A 21,614-nucleotide genomic window follows, 5' to 3' on the forward strand; every position below is an offset into this window, starting at 1 on the left:
TAGATAAAAAAATAAAAACGGAAATATCGGATCTTTAGCTTACCAGAAGAGGGTAGAAGCAAAAGTAATAGAAAGTTGCTAGTTGTTCTATACTATATCAGGTGTTTTTTGGTTGCTTGGTAGCCAAGGTAACAATAAAGGTAGAACCTTTTCCTGGCTCGCTTTTAGCCGTGATGTTGCCTCCATGCCGGATAGCTATTTTGCGGCAAATGGCTAAGCCAATGCCCGAACCTTCATACTTCTGGCCTTCCAACCGTTGAAATACATTAAAAATTTTATCCAGATATTTTTCATCAAAGCCAATGCCGTTATCTTCAACAGATAACTCTATCAATTCATCGCCTGGTGTGGCTATTAAATGGGCTTTCCGTTGCAAATGTTTGGTGGTAATTTTAATTACCGGAGAGGTATCTGCTTTCCGGAATTTCAATGCATTGGCTAATAAGTTCTGGAATAATTGCCGCATTTGTATGGGTTCTGCTTCAATCACAGGTAGTTTTACGGCTTCAATATGGGCATTCGACTGGTTAATGGCTACTTCCAGATCCGAGAGCACACCTTCCAGGATTTCGTTAAGATCTACTTTGCAAAATGGCTGCGCTTTGGTTGTAACTCTGGAAAAGGTAAGCAAGTCGTTAATCAAACTCTGCATTCGCGAAGCGGCATTTAGCATCCGGTTTATATAATCTTTACCTTGGTCACTCAAGGCATCTGCTTCTTTGGACTTAAGCCTGTCGCCAAATGCTTGTATTTTGCGGAGCGGCTCTTGTAAATCGTGGGATGACACATAGGCAAAATCCTGTAATTCGGCATTGCTGCGTTCTAGTTCATTGGCATAGCGCCTTAGTCTTTCCTCTGACAGTTTCTGCTCTGTAATATCGTGAATAAAGCCGGTAAATACCCGCCTATGCAGCAAATGTACTTCGCTGATACTTAAGTGAAAGGGAAAGGTAGTGCCATCTTTACGTAAACCAGTAACCTCGCGGCCAATGCCAATGATCCGGCCAATGCCAGTTTGCATATAATTCTGCATGTAGCGGTCATGTGAACTTTTGTCGGGTTCTGGCATTAACATATTCACACTTTTGCCCATTAGTTCTTCTGGCTGATAACCAAATAGCTTGGATGCCGAAGGATTTACCATTTCTATAATTCCCCGTTCACTAATGGTAATAATGCCATCTACTGCACTGCGGATAATGGCATCTATCCGGTTCTCACTGATCTGTAAGGCTTCCTGCATTTGCTTCATATCCGAAGTATCGTGAATAGTGCAGGTATAAAAAATATTCCCATTCAAATCAATGGTGCTTTTGCTCAGTACAAAAGGAAAGGTGGTGCCGTCTTTCCGTACGCCTTCCAGTTGCTGTGTTTTGCCAGTATACTCGCGGATGTTAAAGTCCTGAAACGGCTGGGAGAGTAATTTGTAAAAAGGCAAACCAATAATATCATCCAATTCGTACTTAAAAATAGAAAGCGTTGCTGGATTTACAGACGTGATATGACAGTTTGTATCCAAGGTAAGAATGCCATCCAGCAAGTGGTCTATAATAGCTTTTAACTGGGAATAATTATCGGCATTTTTATGGTTTAGTGGCATAGGCATTTAACTGGGAATAAACAAATGTAAGGAATATGATGGGCTGAAAAAACGGTAACTGTTGAAAATCCATAGTTGTGGAGCAGAAACAATAAACAAACCGGCTGATAGTTTTTGTAGTGGAGGTATCAAATCACAGGATACTACTATTTACTATCTGCTATTTATCTATTAATAAAAAATAGACGATAGATACACCTGTTACCAGGATTGTAGCAACTAGCTTTTATAAATCGTGTAAATGAAATTTTTTGCTATTATTTATGCGAAGTGATTCTTAGAGACTACGTGTATTTGGCCTGTTTATTTGTAGGAATCCTTACTATTTTCACTTAAATGCAAATCCAGTATAGCTACTAAAAGTCAAGGAAGCTCTTAGAAGAGAATCTGCAACTTTTTGAAAAGAATCGTATTATTGAGTTATTACCTGGCACAGCCATTTACCCTATGCGTGTAGCGGAAGAAAACAATTTGCAACCTATGCGGCGGATCATTCATATTGATATGGATGCTTTTTATGCGTCTGTAGAGCAACGTGACTTTCCAACGCTGAGAGGAAAACCTGTAGCCGTAGGAGGGAGCCGTGAACGGGGGGTAGTGGCGGCTGCCAGTTATGAAGCGCGTAAATTTGGTGTTCATTCTGCTATGTCGTCCAGAAAAGCGTATGCCAATTGTCCCCACATAGTATTTGTTAAACCCCGGTTTGATGTGTACAAAGAGGTCTCGCTGCAGATACGATCCATCTTTCTGGAATACACCGAATTAGTAGAGCCCCTTTCGCTGGATGAAGCCTATCTGGATGTAACAGCCAATAAAAAACAGTTAGCCTCTGCCCGTCATACAGCCCAGTTGATAAAAGATCAGATTAAATTACAAACTGGCCTTACCGCTTCTGCCGGCGTGTCTTTTAATAAATTTCTTGCTAAAACGGCTACGGATTTCCAGAAGCCAGATGGCCTGACAGTAATTACGCCCAAGCAGGCAAAGGAGTTTATAGCCAAGTTACCCATTGATAAATTTTATGGTGTTGGCAAAGTTACGGCTGCCAAAATGCAGTCACTGGGCATATTTTCGGGAGCCGATCTAATGCAATGGGAGGAAGCAGCTTTGGTGAAACAATTTGGGAAAGTTGGCCACTTTTATTACCAGATATCCCGTGCGCAAGACGACCGCGACGTAAACCCTAACCGGATCAGGAAGTCATTAGGCGCTGAAAGTACTTTTGAGGTTGACTTAACTGACGTAGATAGTGTAAAAGAAGAGTTGGCTCGGATCGCCCTTGATGTAGATGGTAGAATAAATAAACATACGGCTTATGGGAAAACATTAACATTAAAGGTTAAATTTTCTGATTTTAAGCAAATTACCAGAAGTAAAACAGTGCTCTTTCCCATTACTGACCATAGTTCCATTATGCAAATTGCCTATCAGTTGTGCGACGAAATACAATGGACTAAGCCGGTTAGGTTGTTAGGTTTAAGTATTTCAGGGTTAAATAGAGAGATACCCTTTCAAAACCAGCAACTCTCATTTCCATTTTAAACATACTTACTATTGGGTAATTCAGACCTCACCCTATTTTATTTCCAATCCTCCGATTACACAAATTGCCTCTGTTATCCGTATAAATTATTTGTTAGTTTAGTTAGCCAGCTAGGTTCTATCCACAGAAAATAGAAAATTCTGCCGTCTGGAAAAATGAAATAGTACGACGTATGCATACTAAACAAATGGTAGGATAAATTTACTAAAAAATATAATTTAAATAATTTGATGATAAACTAGTATTTAATTCAAGTCTGTAAAAGTTCAATATTTTCTTTTGCTTTTTTTAAAAATATGTTGGTAAATAGTTGAAAAATAATAAATTTGGAAAACAATTTCATTAAAAAATAGATAATTGTATTTACAGAACATTTTATTTAAAGATAACGGTAAGTAAAGGATTTTGTATATTACATAGAATTTTAAATTTACTCTTTACCCATTTATTGAGAATACTATACCCTTTAACTATGAATTCTGATATGATTGTAACTGATATACCACAAAGTCAGATTAAAAAAGCCAATGAGAGTGATGTGCCGGTAATAATTGATCTGGCGAAAGCTACCTGGGAACCAACCTATCAGGGTATACTTTCGAAGGCTCAGATAGATTTTATGTTTAATGAAATGTATGCGCCTGCGGCTCTTAAAAATCAGATGGTCAGTTTAGGGCATACATTTTTAATCTTATACATACAGAATAAACCTGCCGGATATGCGTCTTACTCTGTTAAACCAGAAAACGACACGGTTTATAAGTTGCAGAAACTATATTTATTACCAGAATTACATGGGAAAGGCATAGGAAAACTACTCATAAAGGCAGTGGAAGATAAGGTACAGGAAGAAGGGGGCAAAACACTGGAGTTGAATGTAAACAGATATAATCCGGCCAGGGCATTTTATGAAAGAGTAGGCTTTGTCTTTTACAAAGAAGAAGATATACCGATTGGCGATTTCTGGATGAATGATTTTGTTATGCGAAAAAGATTATAGTAAAAAGGCAGGTACAAACCTGCCTTTTTTAGTTTCTACACTACCCGTACCAGATAATAGTTTCTCCGGCCCTTCTGTACAATCAGGTACTTATCTTGAAGTAATTCAACATTCATTGCCTCATCTGCATTTTCAATTTTTACCTTATTAATACTTACTCCGCCACCACTTACCATCCGGCGGGCTTCCCCCTTCGAAGAAAATATCAATGACTGGGTATGAGAGGAGAGGAACGAAGCAATATCTGTCTGTAAGGCTTCTTTTTTAATTTCTACCTGAGGTACTCCCTCAAAAACTGCCAGCAACGTATTTTCATCCAGGGATTGTAACGTTTCGGTGGTGCCTTTACCAAATAGGATTTCTGAGGCTTCTACTGCTTTTTCATACTCCTCTTCAGAATGAACCATGCTGGTTACCTCTTTTGCTAAAGCCTTCTGCAACACCCGTGTATGAGGTGCTTGTGCATGTTCAGCTTCAAGGGTTTCGATGCTGACCTTATCCAACAAAGTATACACCCGAATCAGTCTGGATGCATCTTCATCCGATACATTCAGCCAGAATTGGTAAAACTGATAAGGAGAGGTAAGGGAGGCATCCAGCCACACATTGCCTCCTTCACTTTTTCCGAATTTGGTTCCATCTGATTTGGTAATTAATGGGGCAGTAAGAGCAAAAGCTTCACCACCATCTTTGCGGCGTATGAGTTCGGTACCTGCGGTAATGTTTCCCCACTGATCAGAGCCGCCCATCTGCAAGCGGACATTTTTGTGTTTATACAGGTAATAAAAATCGAAGCCCTGAAGCAGCTGGTAGGAAAATTCAGTAAACGTTAATCCAACTTCAAGCCTTTTCTTTACCGACTCTTTGGCCATCATATAATTGACTGTAAGATGCTTGCCTGCTTCCCGTAAAAACTCCAGAAAATTTATATTGCGGAACCAGTCGTAATTGTTTACAATTTCAGCAGCATTTGCCCCTGAATGGAAATCGAGAAACTTTTCCAGCTGTTTCTTTATACCTAACTGATTACGCTTAAGTGTTTCTTCAGATAAAAACTCCCGTTCTGCCGTTCTGCCGGAAGGGTCACCAATCATGCCGGTAGCTCCACCCACTAAGGCAATCGGCTTGTGGCCTGCGAGTTGTAAGTGCTTGAGCAGCATAATGGTAGCTAAGTTTCCGATATGTAAGGAGACAGCAGTAGGATCAAAACCAATGTACCCAGCCGTTAGTTGTTTACTCAAGTATTCTTCCGTGCCTGGCATTACATCATGTATCATTCCCCGCCAGCGTAGTTCTTCTATAAAGTTCTTCATTGGGATAAGGTGAAAATTCAGGTTGCAAGTTAGCAGAATGCACTGAATATTTAAACAAGTATGACATCTCTACTGCTTGGAGGTATACAATACAAGACCTGCCTTATAGGTACAAAACAGAAACCGCCCTAAGGCTAGCTTTGGTATTTTTTGATAGAAAACACGAAATACAATATACTTTTAAAGCCTGCGATAAAACTCAGTCCAATAGATAAGTGATTGTTTATGTATGACTTATAGCATTAGCGGTAAATATTGACTTTCATTATAGCACATGTGGGGTTTTGGGTGTAAAAACAATTCCGGAAAGATGCCTGAGTATTATTATTGGCTGCAATAATTCAAATGATCTTATGATAAAAAAATTACTCATTACGGCAGCTTCTGCCTTATTAGGTACACAGTATGTTCAAGCACAACAGTTACTGGGCATTGCAAACAGCAATTATGCCGGCACCAACGGGATTTATATGAATCCCTCTTCTATTGCCGATTCCCGGTATACGTTTCATCTGAATATGTTTACGTTTGATGGATTGGTTACCAATAACTATTTACGGTATTCAGGCCCTAACTTTGCTGAGTCGCTGGCAAACGACGATTTTGGCAAAGACAATGCCTATTTACAGGAACGGTTGAATGGAAAACCTAAGATGTTCACCTTGGCAGGCGATGTACGTATGCCTTCTTTTATGGTGCGCTTAAGTGCTAAGCACAGTTTTGCAGTAGCTTCCAGATTTAGAACTGCCGTTCAGGGAAATAGTATTTCTGAAGACATTCTAAAGCTTATAAAATACGGAGCCGATAACGATGGTTTACAAAATGTGTACAACAACAGTCATTTTGGGTTTAATGTGAATTCATTTTTGGAGACCGGCCTTACCTATGGTAGAGTTATCCTGGATAAAGACAAGCATTTCCTAAAAGGCGGCGTTACTGTTAAAAAACTAACAGGTATTTATTCGGCTCATCTTATTAATAAAGAGTTAAACTATACTATCAAAGAAGATACGGAGGGTAACCCAATGCTTGAAATTCAGCGTATGGATATGCGCATGGGTTACTCCAGAGGTAGTTTTGAAATTGATCCTGCAGCCTCTTTTGGTAGCCGCAATGCTCCAGGCAAAGGATGGGGGATGGACCTGGGCTTTACCTATGAGTACCGCCCGGCTATTGATAACTACCGCTACACCCTGGATGGCGAAGAAGGACTGGATAACAGCAAAAATAAATACAAATACCGCGTAGGCGTAGCATTAATGGATATAGGCGGCATCCGCTACAACGATTCCGGCCTTTCCCGTAGCTATACCGTTGCCCGGCAAAATGTTAGTATATCTGCAGAAGATATCGAAAACAGCGACAGCGACAATATAGATGATCTGCTGGTGGATGTACTGGATATTAAAGCTTCCGAACAGGCAACTTCTTTTAAGTCTGGGTTACCTACTGCCTTGCATCTTACCTTCGACTACAGGATAGCTAACAGATTATATGTAAATACTTCTATCATTCAAGGCTTGCGTGGCAAGTATGGGGTTAGTATGAGGCAGAATTCCATGGTAGCGGTAACTCCACGTGTGGAAATGAAATGGCTGGAAGTATCTTTCCCACTAGCTTTAATGAATAATCACCGGGATTTTGCTTTAGGTACGATGCTGAAAGTGGGTCCTTTGTTTGTTGGATCAGATAATATTTCTGGTGTAGTAGGAGGAGGTAAGCCCTTCGGTACCAACGTATACGCCGGTATGGTTATACCTATCTTCAAAGGTAAGATAAAAGATAAAGACAAAGATGGTGTTTCGAATAAAAAAGATGAATGTAAATCGGTACCTGGCACTTGGGAACTAAAAGGATGCCCTGAGATATAACAGGTTTAAAGAGAGTAAACAAAAAGGCACTATCCTATGGAATAGTGCCTTTTTGTTAGGTATCAAGAGACTAAAATTTTGATAAACTAACTCGTATATTTTTCGGATTGTTTTTCCAGGTTGAACAAATCATTCAATACATCTATCAGGGTTTCGGCTTCGCCACGTTTACAGGCAGCTTTTAGTTGTAACACTGGCAGCTTAACAATTTTCTGCATCATACCTTTGGTAAGCTTGTCAAACTTTTCGGCTTCCTCGGCAGATAATTGTTTCATGTACCGGGCCATTTCTTCCTGACGTATCTGCTCTAAAGCATTTTTGAATTTATTAATCGTTGGAGAGACAGCTGTTTCATTCGTCCACTCATTAAATTCTGCAATGGAAGCTGTAATGATCTGCTTCACTTTATCAATAGCTTGAATCCGTTTTTGTAAGGCTTCGGTTGCTTTAGCATGAATATCATCAATGTTATACACTAAAGCACCAGGTACTTCTTCTACATGGCTTTCTATGCTGCGGGGTACTGCCAGGTCGATAAAGAATTTATACGAGAGGATATTTATTTTTTGTACCAGTTCTTTAGTAATGAAAGGCTCATTTTTGGCAATTGAACAAATAACTACGTCTGAAGTGGCAATAGATTCCCAAACATTTTCAAACGCCACTACTTTCAACGTATGTTCAGCGGCTATTTCTTGTGCCTTATGAAGCGTACGGTTAGTAATGGTGATGTCAAGCTTTTTGTTTTCAGCTAAGTTTTTACATACATCTGTTCCAATTTCTCCTAGCCCTACCACCAGAACTTTTGGCTGATAAATATCTGTAGTTAATTCTTCTATTAACTCAGCAGCGGCATATGACACGGAGGCAGCTCCATCTCTGAAGGAAGTTTCCTGTACAATTTTTTTATTGGTAAAGAAAATAGAGTGAAGCAGGCGGTGAAGAAAAGGCCCGGCCATACCCAGGTCTGCTGACCATTGATAGGCTTGTTTTACCTGATTAATTATTTGAATGTCGCCTACCACCTGTGCATGCAACCCAATAGCAACTTCAAATAAATATTGTACGGCTTCGTTATGGGAATTAATTACCTGAACAAATTCATGTATCGTATTACTTGTAGCTACCCCTTTTTCCACGCAAAGCAACTTCACTATCTCCACACTCAAATCAGCAGGAGAACTATAATAAATCTCAGTTCTGTTACAGGTAGAGAGAATTAGGGCCTCTGAAATGTCGAGTACTTCTTTCAGGGTAGTAATCAATCGCTTAGAGCTATCTTCATTTAATGCAACCATTTCACGGATATGCAGTGGCGCCTGCTTGTAGGAGATACTGATAGCTTTAAATTGTTGATGCATATAAACGTTTCAATTATGGTGCAAATTTACAAGTTCTTTGCTTAATTATGAAACTTTTCACAAGTAAACCATCAATTTGTAATAATTTTAAACTATTGGATTTGGTTTTATAAAATTGCTATGCACTGCGTTCGCCCAGGGGATACTAATACTGAAGAGATTGGGTAGAACTAGTAAAAATCAATTATTCACACATGAATATATACGAAGACAAGTCGAAATTCAAGATCATTATTGTACTTGTAGCTTTGCTAATAGGAAGTGGATCGGTGTATTATACCAATATTCTGGTACACAGGCTCGCGCAACGGGAACGGGAGCAGATAGAGTTGTATGCAAATGCCTTGCAATTTTTAGTGAATGATGACAATGATGAATCTATTACTTTTTTCTTCAAGGAAGTAATTAGGGCCAATGAGATATTTCCGGTGATATGGGTAGCCAATGGCAATATTTTGTCTTACCGGAACATAAAGATGCCTGCCCGCATAGATTCCCTGGATATTAATCATGCGGAAAAGCAAGCGTATCTGAATAAGGAATTAGAAATTATGCGGGAGGAGCACCTGCCGGTAGTAGTAAACTTTGGCGATAATGAAGTGCAATATATTTACTACCGGAATTCCTATTTGCTTTCCCAGTTAAAGTATTATCCGTATGTGCAGCTTACTGTAATAGCAGTGTTCGCTTTTTTAGCCTATTTAGCCTTTAGCTATTCGCGGAAAGCTGAGCAAAACCAGGTTTGGGTGGGTTTGGCTAAAGAAACAGCGCATCAGCTGGGTACACCGCTATCATCCCTAATGGCCTGGATTGAATATTTTAAATCTGATCCCAAGTTTGCGGAAGATGATGTAATTCCTGAGCTGGAAAAAGATGTGGAGCGGCTGGTGATGATTACGGCCCGTTTCTCCAATATTGGTTCTATGCCTACGCTAAGGCCGGAAAATTTGTGTGACGTGTTGCACCATATCACTGGGTATTTACAGAAACGGATATCCAGTAAAATACGGATAAACGTTAATTGTCCCAATGAGCCAATTCCCTTGATTAATATCAACAAGCATTTGTTTGAATGGGTGATAGAGAATATCTGTAAAAATGCCGTAGATGCCATGGTTGGGGCAGGGGAGATCAATATTAATCTGAAGGTGCAGCCAAATAATAAACTGATCATTGATATTGCTGATAATGGAAAAGGTATATCTAAATCTAACTTAACCCGTGTATTTGAGCCTGGCTTTAGCACAAAAAAACGGGGATGGGGATTAGGCTTAACCCTGGCCAAACGAATTATTGAAAATTATCACCGGGGCAAGATATTCGTCAAACAATCGGAAATCAATAAAGGCACCACTTTCCGGATCATTATAGATACAACGTAGAGAATGATTAATGAGGAATGATTATTGACAAGGGATGATATACTTGTGTAAAGGTGCTTAATCATTCATCTACAATCATAGGCCATTATTTTATTGTTGTGAACCAGGTTCTGTTGCTTGCTGGGTAACTTTTACCTGATAGTCGGTATGGTGATTTCCGGTAGTTTTAAGTACACCTTTCATGGGTGAGCAGTCACTGTAATCGGTGCCATAGGCGGCTTTTATATAGTTGTTATCTACTAGCAGGTTATTCGTCGGATCAAAACCGCACCAGCCTAGCCCGGGAATAAATGCTTCTGCCCAGGCATGCATGACAGCAGCTCCGGTAAGATTGCCTCCCTGATTCAGGTAACCGGACACATAGCGGCAGGGTATTCGGTTTTTCCGGGCAATAGCTAAAAAAAGATGCGTATAATCCTGGCATACGCCTTTGCCTAAATTTATTACTTCGCTGGCGGTGGTATGCACATTGGTAGGCTCCGGGTCGAACTCCAGCCGGCTGTAGATATACTGATTTAACTCCTGTAAAAAATCAAAAACTGGTTGCCGGCGTTGTTTATATACAATCCAGTTTGCATGCTCATCAATTATGGTGGTGTATTTGGTAAATTCCAGAAAATGGTAATGGTCAATAATGAAAACCCTGGAGGCCAGTAAAAACAACTCTTCTTCCGGAGACAAGGGCTGATAAGTTTTAGGAGCTATATAGGTTTTTTCTACCCGGGCAATCATGCTGAACTCAAACTCAGTGAAAGGCTTAATTGTTCGCAGGTTTGTCGCCACAAAACCGAATGGATTTGTATGATGAAACAATTGGCCGGGCAAGGAGCATCCATACTTAATTTCCTTGAGTTGCTGGGCGGAATCTGAGGCCGGTGTAACTATAAATTCAAAAAGCGCTTCGGTAACAGGAGATTCATATACATTACGTGTATAATATTCTATCAGGTATTCTGCGGTCATCCGGTAGGGCGTTGGAAATAGGTCAGGTTAATAGATGAGGTGTTTTTCCAAGAGTTTGTTAGCCATCTGATTGATTTTATCAAGCGTAGAAGTCAGAAATTCTGTTACTTGTTTTTCCGTTTCTTCTATAGTGGTGTATTTAAACTGTCCGGCCAGTTTGCCCGCCATAAAATCCAGGGAGTTTGATCCTTTTTCATCATGAAAAGCAATTTGTTGAATATTTTTATGCACCACGTCCAAATTGTAGGCAATAGATTTAGGAAACGCCTGGTTAAACATTAAAAATTCCAGGGAGTTGCGCCGGTTAGGGTTTGCTTTATAATGCCTTTTATTCATATCAAATGACTCGGCTCCTTTTAGTAAAGTGGTCCACTGGTAATTTTCTACCGGACCCCCTAGTTTTGCCGGGTCAATCTTTTCAATGTCTTTTACTTTGGTAATTAAAATTCTGGCTACCTGTATGGCACGTTCCATATGAATTCCCAGGCAAATCAGCATCCAGGCTTCGTTGCGCATAAGGGTATTATCTATGCACCCTTTTAGTACAGAGCTGTTTTCTTCCACTTTCTGCGAAAACTCATGAATACCTTCATTATGCAATTTCACTACCGTATAGTTATTCATACTGTGGTAAAAACGGTTGATGGCTTCCCACAATTCCAAGGAGATAGAATCCCTGGCACCTCTGGCATTTTCCCGGATATAGCCAATCGTTGAATGAATGGACAAGGGATTGTTTTCATCTAGGGTTACAAAAAACAATACATCCTCATCTGTTAACTGAGAATAAGAAGCATAATACTGATAGCTGATGCCGATCATATCCAGAATGGATTCCAATACGAATTCGCGGCCCTGGGCATAGGGCGCATCCAGAGAAGACACATATTGCACTTTGGTATATCTGGCAATATGTTCGGCCCTTTCGATGTAACGGCCCAGCCAGAACAAACTATTTCCAATCCTTGAAAGCATGTATATGGGGTAATGATAATAAACAAATGATTAGTGACAGGTGATGAAAACATGGATGGGGTTTATTTACTCTTCCAACACCCATGTATCTTTGGAGCCACCGCCCTGCGAAGAGTTGACAATTAAACTGCCTTTGCGTAAGGCTACCCTGGAGAGGCCGCCTTTGAGCACAAATTGTTTGTCTTTGCCAAGCAGCGCATACGTCCGCAGATCAATATGCCTGGGTTCAAATACATTTTCTTCTTCTATAAAGGTGGCATGGACGGATAGTGACATCACCGGTTGTGCTATATATTTGCGGCGGTTGGCAGTAATGATCCGCTTAAACTCATCCCGTTCTTCTTTTGTAGACCGGCTACCGATCAGAATACCATAGCCACCAGATTCATCCACCGGTTTTATTACCAGTTCCTCCATGTGTTCCATTACATATTTGTAATCAGTTTCCAATTCGCAGCGGTAGGTATGCACATTATTTAGGATAGGTTCTTCATTTAAGTAATATTTAATAATGGCCGGAACGTAGCTATACACCGCTTTATCGTCAGCAGCACCGGTACCTGGTGCATTAATTAAGGTAACATTCCCTTCCCGGTAGGCAGCCATAATCCCAGGGATACCCAGCACAGAATCTGGCCGGAAAACCAGCGGATCTATAAAATCATCGTCTATGCGGCGGTAGATCACATCTACCCGTTTAGGGCCGTAAATTGTTTTCATGTACACAAAATTCTTATCTACAAACAAATCGCGGCCTTCTACCAGCGGAATACCCATGTTATGGGCCAGAAACGAGTGCTCGTAATAAGCAGAGTTGTACATGCCTGGCGTAAGCACCACACAATTGGGATTATCTGCACTTTCGGGAGCTACCGATTGCATCATGGAAAGTAAATGCTGGGGATAATCCTGCACCGACCGGATATTGTATTTCCTGAAAAGCCCAGAGAGTGTTTTTTTCATGGCTTCCCGGTTAGAGAGTACATAACTTACGCCGGAAGGAGTGCGGACATTGTCTTCCAATACATAATATTGCCCGTCACTGTGTTTAATCAGGTCAGTACCGGATATATGGTTGTAGATGTTTCCTACCGGTTTCATACCCAGCATAGCTTTGGTATAGTGCTTAGAGCTGAAGATAAGTTCTGCCGGAACTACGCCATCTTTTAAAATCAGCTTTTCATGGTAAATATCGTGGATGAACCAGTTAATGGCCATGTTCCGTTGAATAATGCCTTCTTCCAGCCGTTGCCACTCAGCAGCCGGGATTATTCTTGGAAATAAGTCAAAAGGAAATATCCGCTCTACGCCTTTCGATTTATCAGAATATACGGCAAAGGTTACTCCCTGATTAAAGAAAGATAGTTTGGCGTGTTCATTCAATTCTTTAAAATCTTCTACAGAGTAACAGGAGAACTGATCGAGTACTTTAGTATAATGCGTATTTACTTTGCCTTCTTTATTAAACACTTCATCCAGCAATGCCAGATTCAGCGGATAATTAGTAAGAACATCAGAGGTAAACTGATGCTGCGTAGATTGGGTCATAAGGGAATAGGTATAAGATATAACCCAATTAAAATATATAAAAATAAAGTATATGTAAAATTTTATTTCAAGTATTTTTGCTGTGGCGTAATTTTATACTATCAAAATAGGTTAATTGCAATAATTTATGGAAATGGTATAATTATAGAATCTTTCTTTTCAACGAAAGAAGTTTAGTAAGAAAAATACTGTTTACTGGCTATACTCAAATGATATTACCCAAATAACGTTAATTGCCGCTGGCCTGTAAATCCCCGTTCATGTTCCAGCAGCCACTGCTTGCGCCATAAGCCTCCGGCATAACCTACCAAACTTCCATCGTTACCAATTACCCGGTGGCAGGGCACAACTATACACAGTTTATTTTTTGCATTGGTGCTGCCAATGGCCCGCACCGCATTGGAGTTTTTTAATTTACGGGCGAGAGCTATGTAAGAAGTCGTACGGCCGTAGGGGATAGCACTTAGCTCTGTCCATACTTGCTGCTGAAAAGACGTTCCTTCAAACAGCATAGGTAGTGTAAAATTTTTCAACTGGCCTCGGAAATAATCATTTAACTGCTGTATACAGGTAGTAAACAAAGGAGGTACATTGTCTGACGTATAATCATCTTTGGTTTCTACAAACAGCATCTGATGTAATGCATCCGTAGAACCAATGATTTTGATAAGGCCGATAGGAGAGGAGTAATAGGTAGTGTAGGTGGCTTCCATCTTTCTAAAATGAATGATGCCAATATAGGGATGATCCGGATAGGATGAAAGGCTAATCCGGTTAATTTTGCCTAGCTGACAAGAAAACAAAACCTGTTGGATGAAAGTAGTCCAATCGGTTTTGGGAAGGTAGTATTTTCATATTTAGCCTATCTTCTACACACCGAAAGGGAAGGTTTCCGGTGTTTGGTGACCGGACGGATGTATTTTTAACGGATGCAATGCTTGTGTTTTATCTAAAAAGATAAAGGCATCGTAGCGGGAGGGAAGCAAGGTAGCTACATAATTGCCAAACCTTTCCCGTTCCGGATGATACACTACCCCAATGGCCCGGTGTCCTAATTTTTTATCAAACCGCTGGCGGATTTCCGGATTGTCAAATATCAGTAGTTGATTGCCGAGCCCATCATTATGCAGCAGGGCTTCCACACTACCGGGCTTAGCCGGAGGAACGATCATTTTTTCCATAGGCGCATCCCACGCATCACCTGCAATGACCAACCCTTCATACGAACCAAAGCCAACCAATACTACATTTTTTTCTCCATACACTTCCCTGGTTAACTGACCTACGTTTACCATATTTTCATGCCGCATGTCCGTATATCTGGCATCCCCAATATGCGTATTATGTTCCCAGACAATTGCCTTGGCCCCTTCTCCATGAAATTTTACCAGCCGGTCCAGAGTTTCGGCCATGTGGGTATCGCGGATATTCCATGACTCTGCTCCAAACGACACCATGGCCTGATAGTACCGTTCCGCATTTAAGGCGACAATGGCATTTTGCTCCGTATTCAACGATGCTTCCAGATCATGATCGTAGGACAGGGATTTTTTTCGTACTTCCTGCAATACCTGGATAAGTTCATCCCGGCAAGATTCAGAAAAATATTTGGTAGCCATGGCATATTCCTGTCCTTCCTCGCCATAAGGGGCAAAGCACTGGATAGCCCTTTCTACTACTCTGGCTGCCTGCGGATCTTCTTTTTTTAAATAGTTCACCATAGCATCCAGAGATTCCCAGAGGCTATAAACATCCAGGCCATAGAAACCTATCTTATTTCCGTAGGGTAGGCTCTGGTTATATTTCCGGAGCCATTCGGTAAGCGCTACTATTTCCCAATTTGCCCACATCCAGGTAGGCCACCGGTTGAAGGTATGTAGCACTTCCAGAGCATTTAATCCGGCATCTGCATAACCTTTTACATAGCGGTTGATCCGGTAGCAATCGGGCCAGTCGCCTTCTACCGCAATAAAGGAAAAGCCCTTTTCTAAAATCAGCCGTTTGCTGATCTGGCTGCGCCAGGTATAATACTCATGCGTACCGTGTGAAGCTTCGCCCAATAATACATACTGGGCATCTCCAATACGGTCTAGTAGTTTGTCGAGGTCAATTTGTGGAGCTGGTTGTGCGTTCATAGCAGTAAAAAATTTATCCACAATAAAAAATAAGGACAAATAGCCTGTCTCAGAAAGTCTTATTCTTTATTACGGATGAACGCCGGTGAATGATTACTGTAAAACAGGTTTTTTAAAAATAATTAACCCGCTATAGGCGGTAGCGGGTTAAAAAAGACATAGGTGAGTATAGTTTAGCCAAAAATGTCCGAAGATAAATAGCGGTCGCCCCGGTCACAGATAATACATACCACTACGCCCGAATTAAGGTGTTCTATTAGTTTAATAGCTGCCAGTACGGCTCCGCCGCTGCTCATACCGGCAAAAACACCTTCTTCTTTGGCAAGCCGCCTGGTCATGTCTATAGAATCTTGTTCCGAAACATCAATTATCGTATCTACTCTTTCGCGTTCAAAAATTTTAGGTAGGTAGGCTTCCGGCCAGCGGCGTATACCAGGAATATGTGAACCATCCGTCGGTTGTACACCTACAATTTGCACGGCTTTATTTTGCTCTTTCAAGTATCTGGATACGCCCATAATGGTACCAGTAGTACCCATAGACGAAACAAAATGGGTGACTGTACCTTCAGTATCATGCCATATTTCCGGACCAGTGGTTTCGTAATGAGCCTTATAATTATCCGGATTGGCAAACTGGTTCAGCATCAGGTAGCCGCCTTCAGACACTTTCTGGTGCGTATAATCGATGGCTTCTTCCATAGAGCCTTGTTCAGAGGTAAGGATCACTTTGGCTCCATAGGCTTGCATGGTGGCTACCCGTTCTTTGGTGGCATTTTCAGGCATTACCAGCTCAATATCTACATTAAACAGCCGGGCAATCATGGCCAGGGCTATGCCTGTATTTCCACTGGTGGCCTCAATCAATTTCATGCCTGGTTTTAGTTCTCCGCGGTCTAAAGCTCCTTTGATCATGCCGTATGCAGCCCGGTCTTTTACACTGCCTGCCGGATTGTGGCCTTCTAGTTTGGCAAGTAATTTAACTTTTGGGTTTTTATTAATATTTTTTAACTCTACTAAGGGAGTGTTTCCAATAAAATTCAGTAATGTAGCCATTTTGCAATTTTATCAAAATTAATGGTTTGTCGGGCAGAAGGTATAAAAAATCACCTGTGCTCAGTAATTATTTTTATAACAGTAAAATTGGGTGTTCAGTTTTAAAAAGTATGTACATGAAGTGAGGAAGAATTTACTAGAAGATACATATAGAAATCTACAGTTTGAATGGAACGTAGACAGTAATTTTCCGGTCTACTTTTTTGCCATTGTAAACCGCTGGCTTCCAGGCAGGGCCATTTTTTATTAAGCGGAGAGCTTCTTCATCACAGCCATAGCCTAACCCTTTTTTAACTGAGAAATCAGCTAATTGGCCATCTGCATTTACAGTAAATTCTACCCGTACATTGCCCTGTATGTTGTTTTTTCTGGCTTCAGCCGGATATTGCAGATTTTTTTTGAGGTAATTTCGGTAACTCATCAAGCCATTTTCCGGCTGGGGCTTATAGGATAAGTTATTTTCTTCCACCATTTCCTCTACAGGTTTTTCCTCAGTTTCTTCTTCGCCTTCCCGTTTCAGCAACACCTGTATAGGCTTGCGGTCCACCACGGTTACTTCTGCCGGATTCATTCCTTCCAAACTGAAAATCAAGGTGCTTTTGGGTGGGGTAGCAAGAGAAAACCTCCCCCGGTAATCAGTCATTACATAGGTATTGGTACCTTTGATATTGACCTTAGTACCCGGTAAAAATAGATTCGTATCGGAGGCTGCTGCTACTTTGCCAGTTATGGTGATGAAATTTTGCGTAATTCCTACCGCACTTGAAGGCGCTGCGGCTCGTTTGCTTGATAAAATTTCTCCGGGCGCAGATTCTCTTTTCGCTTCACTTACCGGAGGCACCGGACGTATACTTTGCTCTTCTTGTAAAACAATAGCTTCATTATCTTTCAACTCTTCCTCAATCTGATCAATAGCTATTTCAGGAGCTAGCCCGGCATCCGAATCTGTTACAGTTTTTCCGGAAGGAGCCTTCAATGTTAATTTTTGAGCTGCCGGTTTAGCTGAGTTAGCTCCGGCATTTGTCTTGGCATTCAGCGTATTTTTTTCTGTAGGCAACGCATCGGAGTAAACAGGAGCTGGTGCAGCAAGCTCAGGCGAAACAGGTACAGACGATGGTTCTTCTGTTGCTTTAGTCATCGAAATGGACTGTATAGCAGGTTTATGCGTATTTAACTTAAACACCAGAATACTGCCTACCACTAATATAATGGTGGCAGCGGCCACACTCATATGACGCCAGAGCAAGGGGTTTTTTTTCTTTTTTCTTTTTAAAGAAGGTTCGCGAAGGCTACGTTTACGGATTTTGCGTTTCAAGTAATTAACAGAATCGTCTAGCTGCTCGGGGTCTTTTACAAACGATAAGCCTTCTATGGCATCTGCACAAAGTTCACAATCCAATAAATGCCTTTCTATCTGATGCATCTGCCGCTCCGGAAGGTTTTCTTCCAGGTACTCTTGCATCAGTTGCAAAGACAAATGATTGTCCTCAGTATTCTGTTTCATATGTATTATAGGCTTACTCATGGTCTTTATCCAGGTAAATTTTCAGGTTACGTTTACCATTCTGGATATAACTTTTTACCTTCTTCAGGTCGTAACCGGTAATTTCGGTAATTTCTTTATAGCATTTCTGCTGCAAGTAAAACAATTCTATGCACCGTTTTTGTTCAACTGGCAGTTCCTGAATGCCTTTTTCCAGAGCAACCAGATTTTCTTCTAAGGTTCCATTTTCTTCCTCCCCTAGAGGATGCAAATATTCCTCATTTTCCATATCTGGCTTTACATCATAGGTAATAATGCTTTTTTCGTGCCGTACTCTGGCCGAACGAAGCCACATCAGGCAATGATTTTTAGCCAGTACATGAAGCCAGCTTTTAAAATTACTTACTTCATGGTGTTTCAACTCAATCAGAAGTTTCTCAAAAATCTGCATGACCGCATCTTTGCTGTCTTCCTCGTTTCTCAGATATTTAAGGCAAACACCATAGACCAGGTGCGTGTAGCGGCCATAAAGTTCACCGGCAAAAGCTGTATCCAGTGTTTGCTTATACTGCCTGATCAGGTCGGCATCTTCGTTGGAAGGTTTTTTCTTGAAGAGTCTTTTAAAAAACATGTAATTCTGTCAGTTCAAGGCAATAAATACTGGGTAGCAGACCTAATTTATTAAATGTACACATTATTTGGTAGAGTCTCAAAACCCTCTATCTATACAGTTTACTTACCTGGCCGTAAGTTCACCTTGCTTCTTATGCAGTTCACCCCCCTGAAAATGAATGTGGCCGATAAGCCATTTCTTCCACAAATAGTAGCCTGTATCTTTGATTCATCAATAAATAAAAAAACAACTCACATACTATAAAACAATACAACTATGAAAACTCTATCCCTGACTTTCGCCCTTGTAGTAACTTTATTTTCTACTGCTGTATTTGCCCAGGAAGTAGCCATGAATACTATATCTGCCACTACCATTGCAGAAGAAGCCCGGATTACTCCACCGGCAGCGTATTATACGTCTTTTCAGGCATCAGTTTTTCCACGTAACAATGGCAATATTGCCGTACATGTGGCAAAAGGTACCCAGGAGAAGGTAACTATAAAAGTATATAACAGCTATGGAAAACTAATCAGTGAAGAAAAATTGGGCAAACACGGCCTGATCAATTCTGACTATGTAACCAAAGGTTTGGCAAAAGGCATGTACACCTTTGAAATTGCAAGCCTGAACAAAGTTTATAAAAAAGAAGTGGAAATAAAATAATTTAAGCTTCGTACGGCAGGCAGGAACTTGTACATAATAGGTATAAGTGCCTGCCTGTTTGTGCGACCGGATAAAGTCCAGGATTTGCATAAATCTGCTTACATTTACTTCTATTCAATATGATAAGCCTTATGGCTCCATTATACCAAAAAACCATGTGGTGGCGGTGGTTAAGTATTCTTCTGAAAGGTTTTTTTCTGAAACTGCTGCTGGACCTTGTTTTTAAACTCCTTTACCGGAATTATGAAATAGTCTGGACAGACTACCTAGGCGCCATCCTGCTGGCAGCAGTAATTGTAGAAGGTATGCGGCAAATCAACAAACGCCTGGATGTAACCTATCCCTGGGATGGCGATACGAAGCGTCGTTTTTTTGTTCAGGCAGGTACCAATATGCTGCTTTCGCTGTTAGTAATGCTGGTGCTGCGGAGGCTAATGGTGCAGCGGCTGATTAATCCGGATGAGTTTGTTAAGCTTTCCGATGAACTGATTGTCAATACGGTGGTGCTGCTGGCTGTGCTTGCCTCTACCTTCGTGGATCTGGGATTGTACCTGCTCAACAAATGGCGGTTTTCCCTGGCAGAGCTGGAGAGATTTAAGAAAGAAAATATTGAATTCCACTTTGAAATGCTTAAGAATCAGGTAAATCCACACTTTCTGTTTAATAGCCTGAATACGCTTTCTTCGTTGATCTATACCAACCAGGATACGGCAGCTAAATTTGTCAGGCAACTGGCCAGGGTTTACCGTTACGTACTGGAGAACCGGGATAAAGAGGTAATAAGCCTGAAAGAAGAACTCACTTTTTTGCAGTCATTTATTTACCTGATTCACTTGCGATTCAGCGAAAACCTGAAAGTAGAAATTGATATTCCGGAAAAAATGCAGCATAAACTTATTGCACCCATGACTCTCCAAATGCTGATAGAAAATGCCATTAAACACAATATAGTATCTCACAAAAAACCACTAACCATTCAGATTTATGCCGATATGTTCGATCATATTACGGTTACCAATAACCTGCAGAAGAAAGAGGTCCGGGAGTATTCTTCAAATATCGGGCTGAAAAATATCAGTAGCCGCTATGGATTTATTACCGATAGGAAAATTATTATTGAAGAAAACAGAGATTATTTCAAAGTAAGAGTTCCCTTGCTGGAGAAAGTGTATGAAACGAGCATGCTTTCTGAAACAGCCAACAGGATAAATAAATAGGCAGATGCAAAATCTATGTGACCATTGACAATCAAATGCTTAGCATTCATGAATGCCATTAAAAATTAACATGTTAATGAATAATTATTCACACATGAAAGTATTGATTATAGAAGATGAGCCTTTTGCTCAGGAAGAACTAAAACGGCTGCTGGCGCTGTGCGACAAAAACATTACGGTGTGGGAGTGTATAGATTCGGTGGAAGACAGTATTATATGGCTGGAAGAACCCAATGAACCGGACCTTATTTTTATGGATATTCAACTATCCGACGGGCTGAGCTTTGATATATTCAAGCATACGGAAGTAAAAGCTCCTGTAATTTTTACTACTGCCTATGATGAATATGCCATTCAGGCGTTTAAAGTAAACAGCATCGACTACCTGCTGAAGCCGGTGGAAGAAGAAGCTCTGAAACTGGCTTTAAAGAAATATGCTACGCTGAAACAAAAGTTTGCAGCGCCCACACAGGCCTTTTTCAGTGCCGAGCAGGTAGAACAACTTATTAAGCTAAATAAAAAAGAATATAAAAGCCGCTTTGTCACCCAGATAGGCGACCGTATCAAACACATTGATGTAGAGCTGGTAGCCTATTTTTATGCAGATGACGATACCGTATATTTAGTAACTACCGATAAGAAAAAATATATTATCAACTACACCCTCGACCAGCTCGAACGCCTGCTAGATCCTAAGTATTTTTTCCGGATTAACCGGAAATATATAGCCCGCATTACTGCCATTGGCGATGTGCATAAGTATTTCAACAGCCGACTAAAGGTAATGTTACTTCCGCCAGTAGATGACGAGATCTTGATTAGCCGGGTAAAAGTACCCGACTTTCTGGATTGGATGGATGGCTAAGTCAATTCGAGCATTAAAAAATGA

General features: G+C 40.7%; 18 protein-coding genes. 7 read left to right on the top strand and 11 right to left on the bottom strand.

Annotation, left to right across the window (positions count from 1 at the left end):
- Positions 1–97 precede the first annotated feature (97 nt).
- The gene (locus Q0590_RS17220) at positions 98–1,600 is read right to left on the bottom strand and encodes a PAS domain-containing sensor histidine kinase (protein WP_302038821.1); all 1,503 of its coding nucleotides are present in this window, start codon (positions 1,598–1,600) and stop codon (positions 98–100) included.
- A 447-nt stretch (positions 1,601–2,047) separates the two neighbouring features.
- Between Q0590_RS17220 and dinB the strand changes: the two genes are divergently transcribed.
- A complete protein-coding gene (gene dinB / locus Q0590_RS17225; RefSeq protein WP_302038822.1) occupies positions 2,048–3,142 on the top strand; it encodes a DNA polymerase IV in 1,095 nt (364 codons plus the stop codon).
- 473 nt (positions 3,143–3,615) lie between these two features.
- A complete protein-coding gene (locus Q0590_RS17230) occupies positions 3,616–4,143 on the top strand; it encodes a GNAT family N-acetyltransferase (protein WP_302038823.1) in 528 nt (175 codons plus the stop codon).
- Between the two features lie 35 nt (positions 4,144–4,178).
- Here the strand turns inward: Q0590_RS17230 and tyrS are convergent, their stop codons facing one another.
- Positions 4,179–5,456 carry a tyrosine--tRNA ligase gene (gene tyrS / locus Q0590_RS17235; protein WP_302038824.1) on the bottom strand — a complete coding sequence of 426 codons (1,278 nt, stop codon included), beginning with the start codon at positions 5,454–5,456 and terminating at the stop codon, positions 4,179–4,181.
- Positions 5,457–5,809: 353 nt separating this feature from the next.
- Here tyrS and Q0590_RS17240 point away from each other — a divergent pair, with 353 nt between their 5' ends.
- Positions 5,810–7,327, top strand: coding sequence for a DUF5723 family protein (locus Q0590_RS17240; RefSeq protein ID WP_302038825.1), 1,518 nt, complete (start codon positions 5,810–5,812; stop codon positions 7,325–7,327).
- Between the two features lie 86 nt (positions 7,328–7,413).
- On the opposite strand, the gene hemA is transcribed toward Q0590_RS17240, so the two are convergent.
- Complete coding sequence (hemA, locus tag Q0590_RS17245; protein WP_302038826.1) at positions 7,414–8,688, bottom strand: glutamyl-tRNA reductase; 1,275 nt, start codon at positions 8,686–8,688, stop codon at positions 7,414–7,416.
- A 194-nt stretch (positions 8,689–8,882) separates the two neighbouring features.
- Between hemA and Q0590_RS17250 the strand changes: the two genes are divergently transcribed.
- Complete coding sequence (locus Q0590_RS17250) at positions 8,883–10,070, top strand: sensor histidine kinase (protein ID WP_302038827.1); 1,188 nt, start codon at positions 8,883–8,885, stop codon at positions 10,068–10,070.
- A gap of 90 nt (positions 10,071–10,160) precedes the next feature.
- Here the strand turns inward: Q0590_RS17250 and Q0590_RS17255 are convergent, their stop codons facing one another.
- The 8 genes from Q0590_RS17255 to Q0590_RS17290 all read right to left on the bottom strand — a co-directional run bounded on the left by Q0590_RS17255 (position 10,161) and on the right by Q0590_RS17290 (position 18,860).
- Positions 10,161–11,033: a transglutaminase domain-containing protein gene (locus Q0590_RS17255; protein ID WP_302038828.1), complete on the bottom strand. Its 873-nt coding sequence runs from the start codon at positions 11,031–11,033 to the stop codon at positions 10,161–10,163.
- Between the two features lie 27 nt (positions 11,034–11,060).
- On the bottom strand, positions 11,061–12,008 hold the full coding sequence (locus tag Q0590_RS17260; protein ID WP_302038829.1) for an alpha-E domain-containing protein: 948 nt from the start codon (positions 12,006–12,008) through the stop codon (positions 11,061–11,063).
- Positions 12,009–12,074: 66 nt separating this feature from the next.
- Positions 12,075–13,556 carry a circularly permuted type 2 ATP-grasp protein gene (locus Q0590_RS17265; RefSeq protein WP_302038830.1) on the bottom strand — a complete coding sequence of 494 codons (1,482 nt, stop codon included), beginning with the start codon at positions 13,554–13,556 and terminating at the stop codon, positions 12,075–12,077.
- A gap of 215 nt (positions 13,557–13,771) precedes the next feature.
- A complete protein-coding gene (locus Q0590_RS17270) occupies positions 13,772–14,359 on the bottom strand; it encodes a methylated-DNA--[protein]-cysteine S-methyltransferase (protein ID WP_302038831.1) in 588 nt (195 codons plus the stop codon).
- A 66-nt stretch (positions 14,360–14,425) separates the two neighbouring features.
- Positions 14,426–15,691, bottom strand: coding sequence for an erythromycin esterase family protein (locus Q0590_RS17275; RefSeq protein ID WP_302038832.1), 1,266 nt, complete (start codon positions 15,689–15,691; stop codon positions 14,426–14,428).
- A 173-nt stretch (positions 15,692–15,864) separates the two neighbouring features.
- Positions 15,865–16,746 (bottom strand): cysteine synthase CysM, encoded by an 882-nt coding sequence (gene cysM, locus Q0590_RS17280; protein WP_302038833.1) that lies wholly within the window; start codon positions 16,744–16,746, stop codon positions 15,865–15,867.
- 157 nt (positions 16,747–16,903) lie between these two features.
- A complete protein-coding gene (locus Q0590_RS17285; protein ID WP_302038834.1) occupies positions 16,904–18,250 on the bottom strand; it encodes a TonB family protein in 1,347 nt (448 codons plus the stop codon).
- A gap of 13 nt (positions 18,251–18,263) precedes the next feature.
- Positions 18,264–18,860, bottom strand: a complete 597-nt coding sequence (locus tag Q0590_RS17290) for an RNA polymerase sigma factor (RefSeq protein WP_302038835.1) — start codon at positions 18,858–18,860, stop codon at positions 18,264–18,266.
- 258 nt (positions 18,861–19,118) lie between these two features.
- On the opposite strand from Q0590_RS17290, the gene Q0590_RS17295 reads away from it, so the two are divergent.
- The 3 genes from Q0590_RS17295 to Q0590_RS17305 all read left to right on the top strand — a co-directional run bounded on the left by Q0590_RS17295 (position 19,119) and on the right by Q0590_RS17305 (position 21,590).
- Positions 19,119–19,508, top strand: coding sequence for a T9SS type A sorting domain-containing protein (locus tag Q0590_RS17295; protein WP_302038836.1), 390 nt, complete (start codon positions 19,119–19,121; stop codon positions 19,506–19,508).
- A gap of 131 nt (positions 19,509–19,639) precedes the next feature.
- Entirely contained in the window at positions 19,640–20,725 is a 1,086-nt protein-coding gene (locus Q0590_RS17300) for a sensor histidine kinase (protein WP_302038837.1), read from the top strand.
- Positions 20,726–20,819: 94 nt separating this feature from the next.
- Positions 20,820–21,590, top strand: a complete 771-nt coding sequence (locus Q0590_RS17305) for a LytR/AlgR family response regulator transcription factor (protein WP_302038838.1) — start codon at positions 20,820–20,822, stop codon at positions 21,588–21,590.
- The last annotated feature ends 24 nt before the right edge of the window (positions 21,591–21,614 follow it).

The organism is Rhodocytophaga aerolata, from assembly GCF_030503435.1.
In the GTDB taxonomy this organism is placed as follows: domain Bacteria; phylum Bacteroidota; class Bacteroidia; order Cytophagales; family 172606-1; genus Rhodocytophaga; species Rhodocytophaga aerolata.

What these genes read in the sequence shown, in the direction of transcription:
- Q0590_RS17220 (WP_302038821.1), bottom strand. Translation starts at nt 1,600, where the DNA reads ATGCCACTAAACCATAAAAATGCCGATAATTATTCCCAGTTAAAAGCT.
- dinB (WP_302038822.1), top strand. Translation starts at nt 2,048, where the DNA reads ATGCGTGTAGCGGAAGAAAACAATTTGCAACCTATGCGGCGGATCATT.
- Q0590_RS17230 (WP_302038823.1), top strand. Translation starts at nt 3,616, where the DNA reads ATGAATTCTGATATGATTGTAACTGATATACCACAAAGTCAGATTAAA.
- tyrS (WP_302038824.1), bottom strand. Translation starts at nt 5,456, where the DNA reads ATGAAGAACTTTATAGAAGAACTACGCTGGCGGGGAATGATACATGAT.
- Q0590_RS17240 (WP_302038825.1), top strand. Translation starts at nt 5,810, where the DNA reads ATGATAAAAAAATTACTCATTACGGCAGCTTCTGCCTTATTAGGTACA.
- hemA (WP_302038826.1), bottom strand. Translation starts at nt 8,688, where the DNA reads ATGCATCAACAATTTAAAGCTATCAGTATCTCCTACAAGCAGGCGCCA.
- Q0590_RS17250 (WP_302038827.1), top strand. Translation starts at nt 8,883, where the DNA reads ATGAATATATACGAAGACAAGTCGAAATTCAAGATCATTATTGTACTT.
- Q0590_RS17255 (WP_302038828.1), bottom strand. Translation starts at nt 11,033, where the DNA reads ATGACCGCAGAATACCTGATAGAATATTATACACGTAATGTATATGAA.
- Q0590_RS17260 (WP_302038829.1), bottom strand. Translation starts at nt 12,008, where the DNA reads ATGCTTTCAAGGATTGGAAATAGTTTGTTCTGGCTGGGCCGTTACATC.
- Q0590_RS17265 (WP_302038830.1), bottom strand. Translation starts at nt 13,556, where the DNA reads ATGACCCAATCTACGCAGCATCAGTTTACCTCTGATGTTCTTACTAAT.
- Q0590_RS17275 (WP_302038832.1), bottom strand. Translation starts at nt 15,691, where the DNA reads ATGAACGCACAACCAGCTCCACAAATTGACCTCGACAAACTACTAGAC.
- cysM (WP_302038833.1), bottom strand. Translation starts at nt 16,746, where the DNA reads ATGGCTACATTACTGAATTTTATTGGAAACACTCCCTTAGTAGAGTTA.
- Q0590_RS17285 (WP_302038834.1), bottom strand. Translation starts at nt 18,250, where the DNA reads ATGAAACAGAATACTGAGGACAATCATTTGTCTTTGCAACTGATGCAA.
- Q0590_RS17290 (WP_302038835.1), bottom strand. Translation starts at nt 18,860, where the DNA reads ATGTTTTTTAAAAGACTCTTCAAGAAAAAACCTTCCAACGAAGATGCC.
- Q0590_RS17295 (WP_302038836.1), top strand. Translation starts at nt 19,119, where the DNA reads ATGAAAACTCTATCCCTGACTTTCGCCCTTGTAGTAACTTTATTTTCT.
- Q0590_RS17300 (WP_302038837.1), top strand. Translation starts at nt 19,640, where the DNA reads ATGGCTCCATTATACCAAAAAACCATGTGGTGGCGGTGGTTAAGTATT.
- Q0590_RS17305 (WP_302038838.1), top strand. Translation starts at nt 20,820, where the DNA reads ATGAAAGTATTGATTATAGAAGATGAGCCTTTTGCTCAGGAAGAACTA.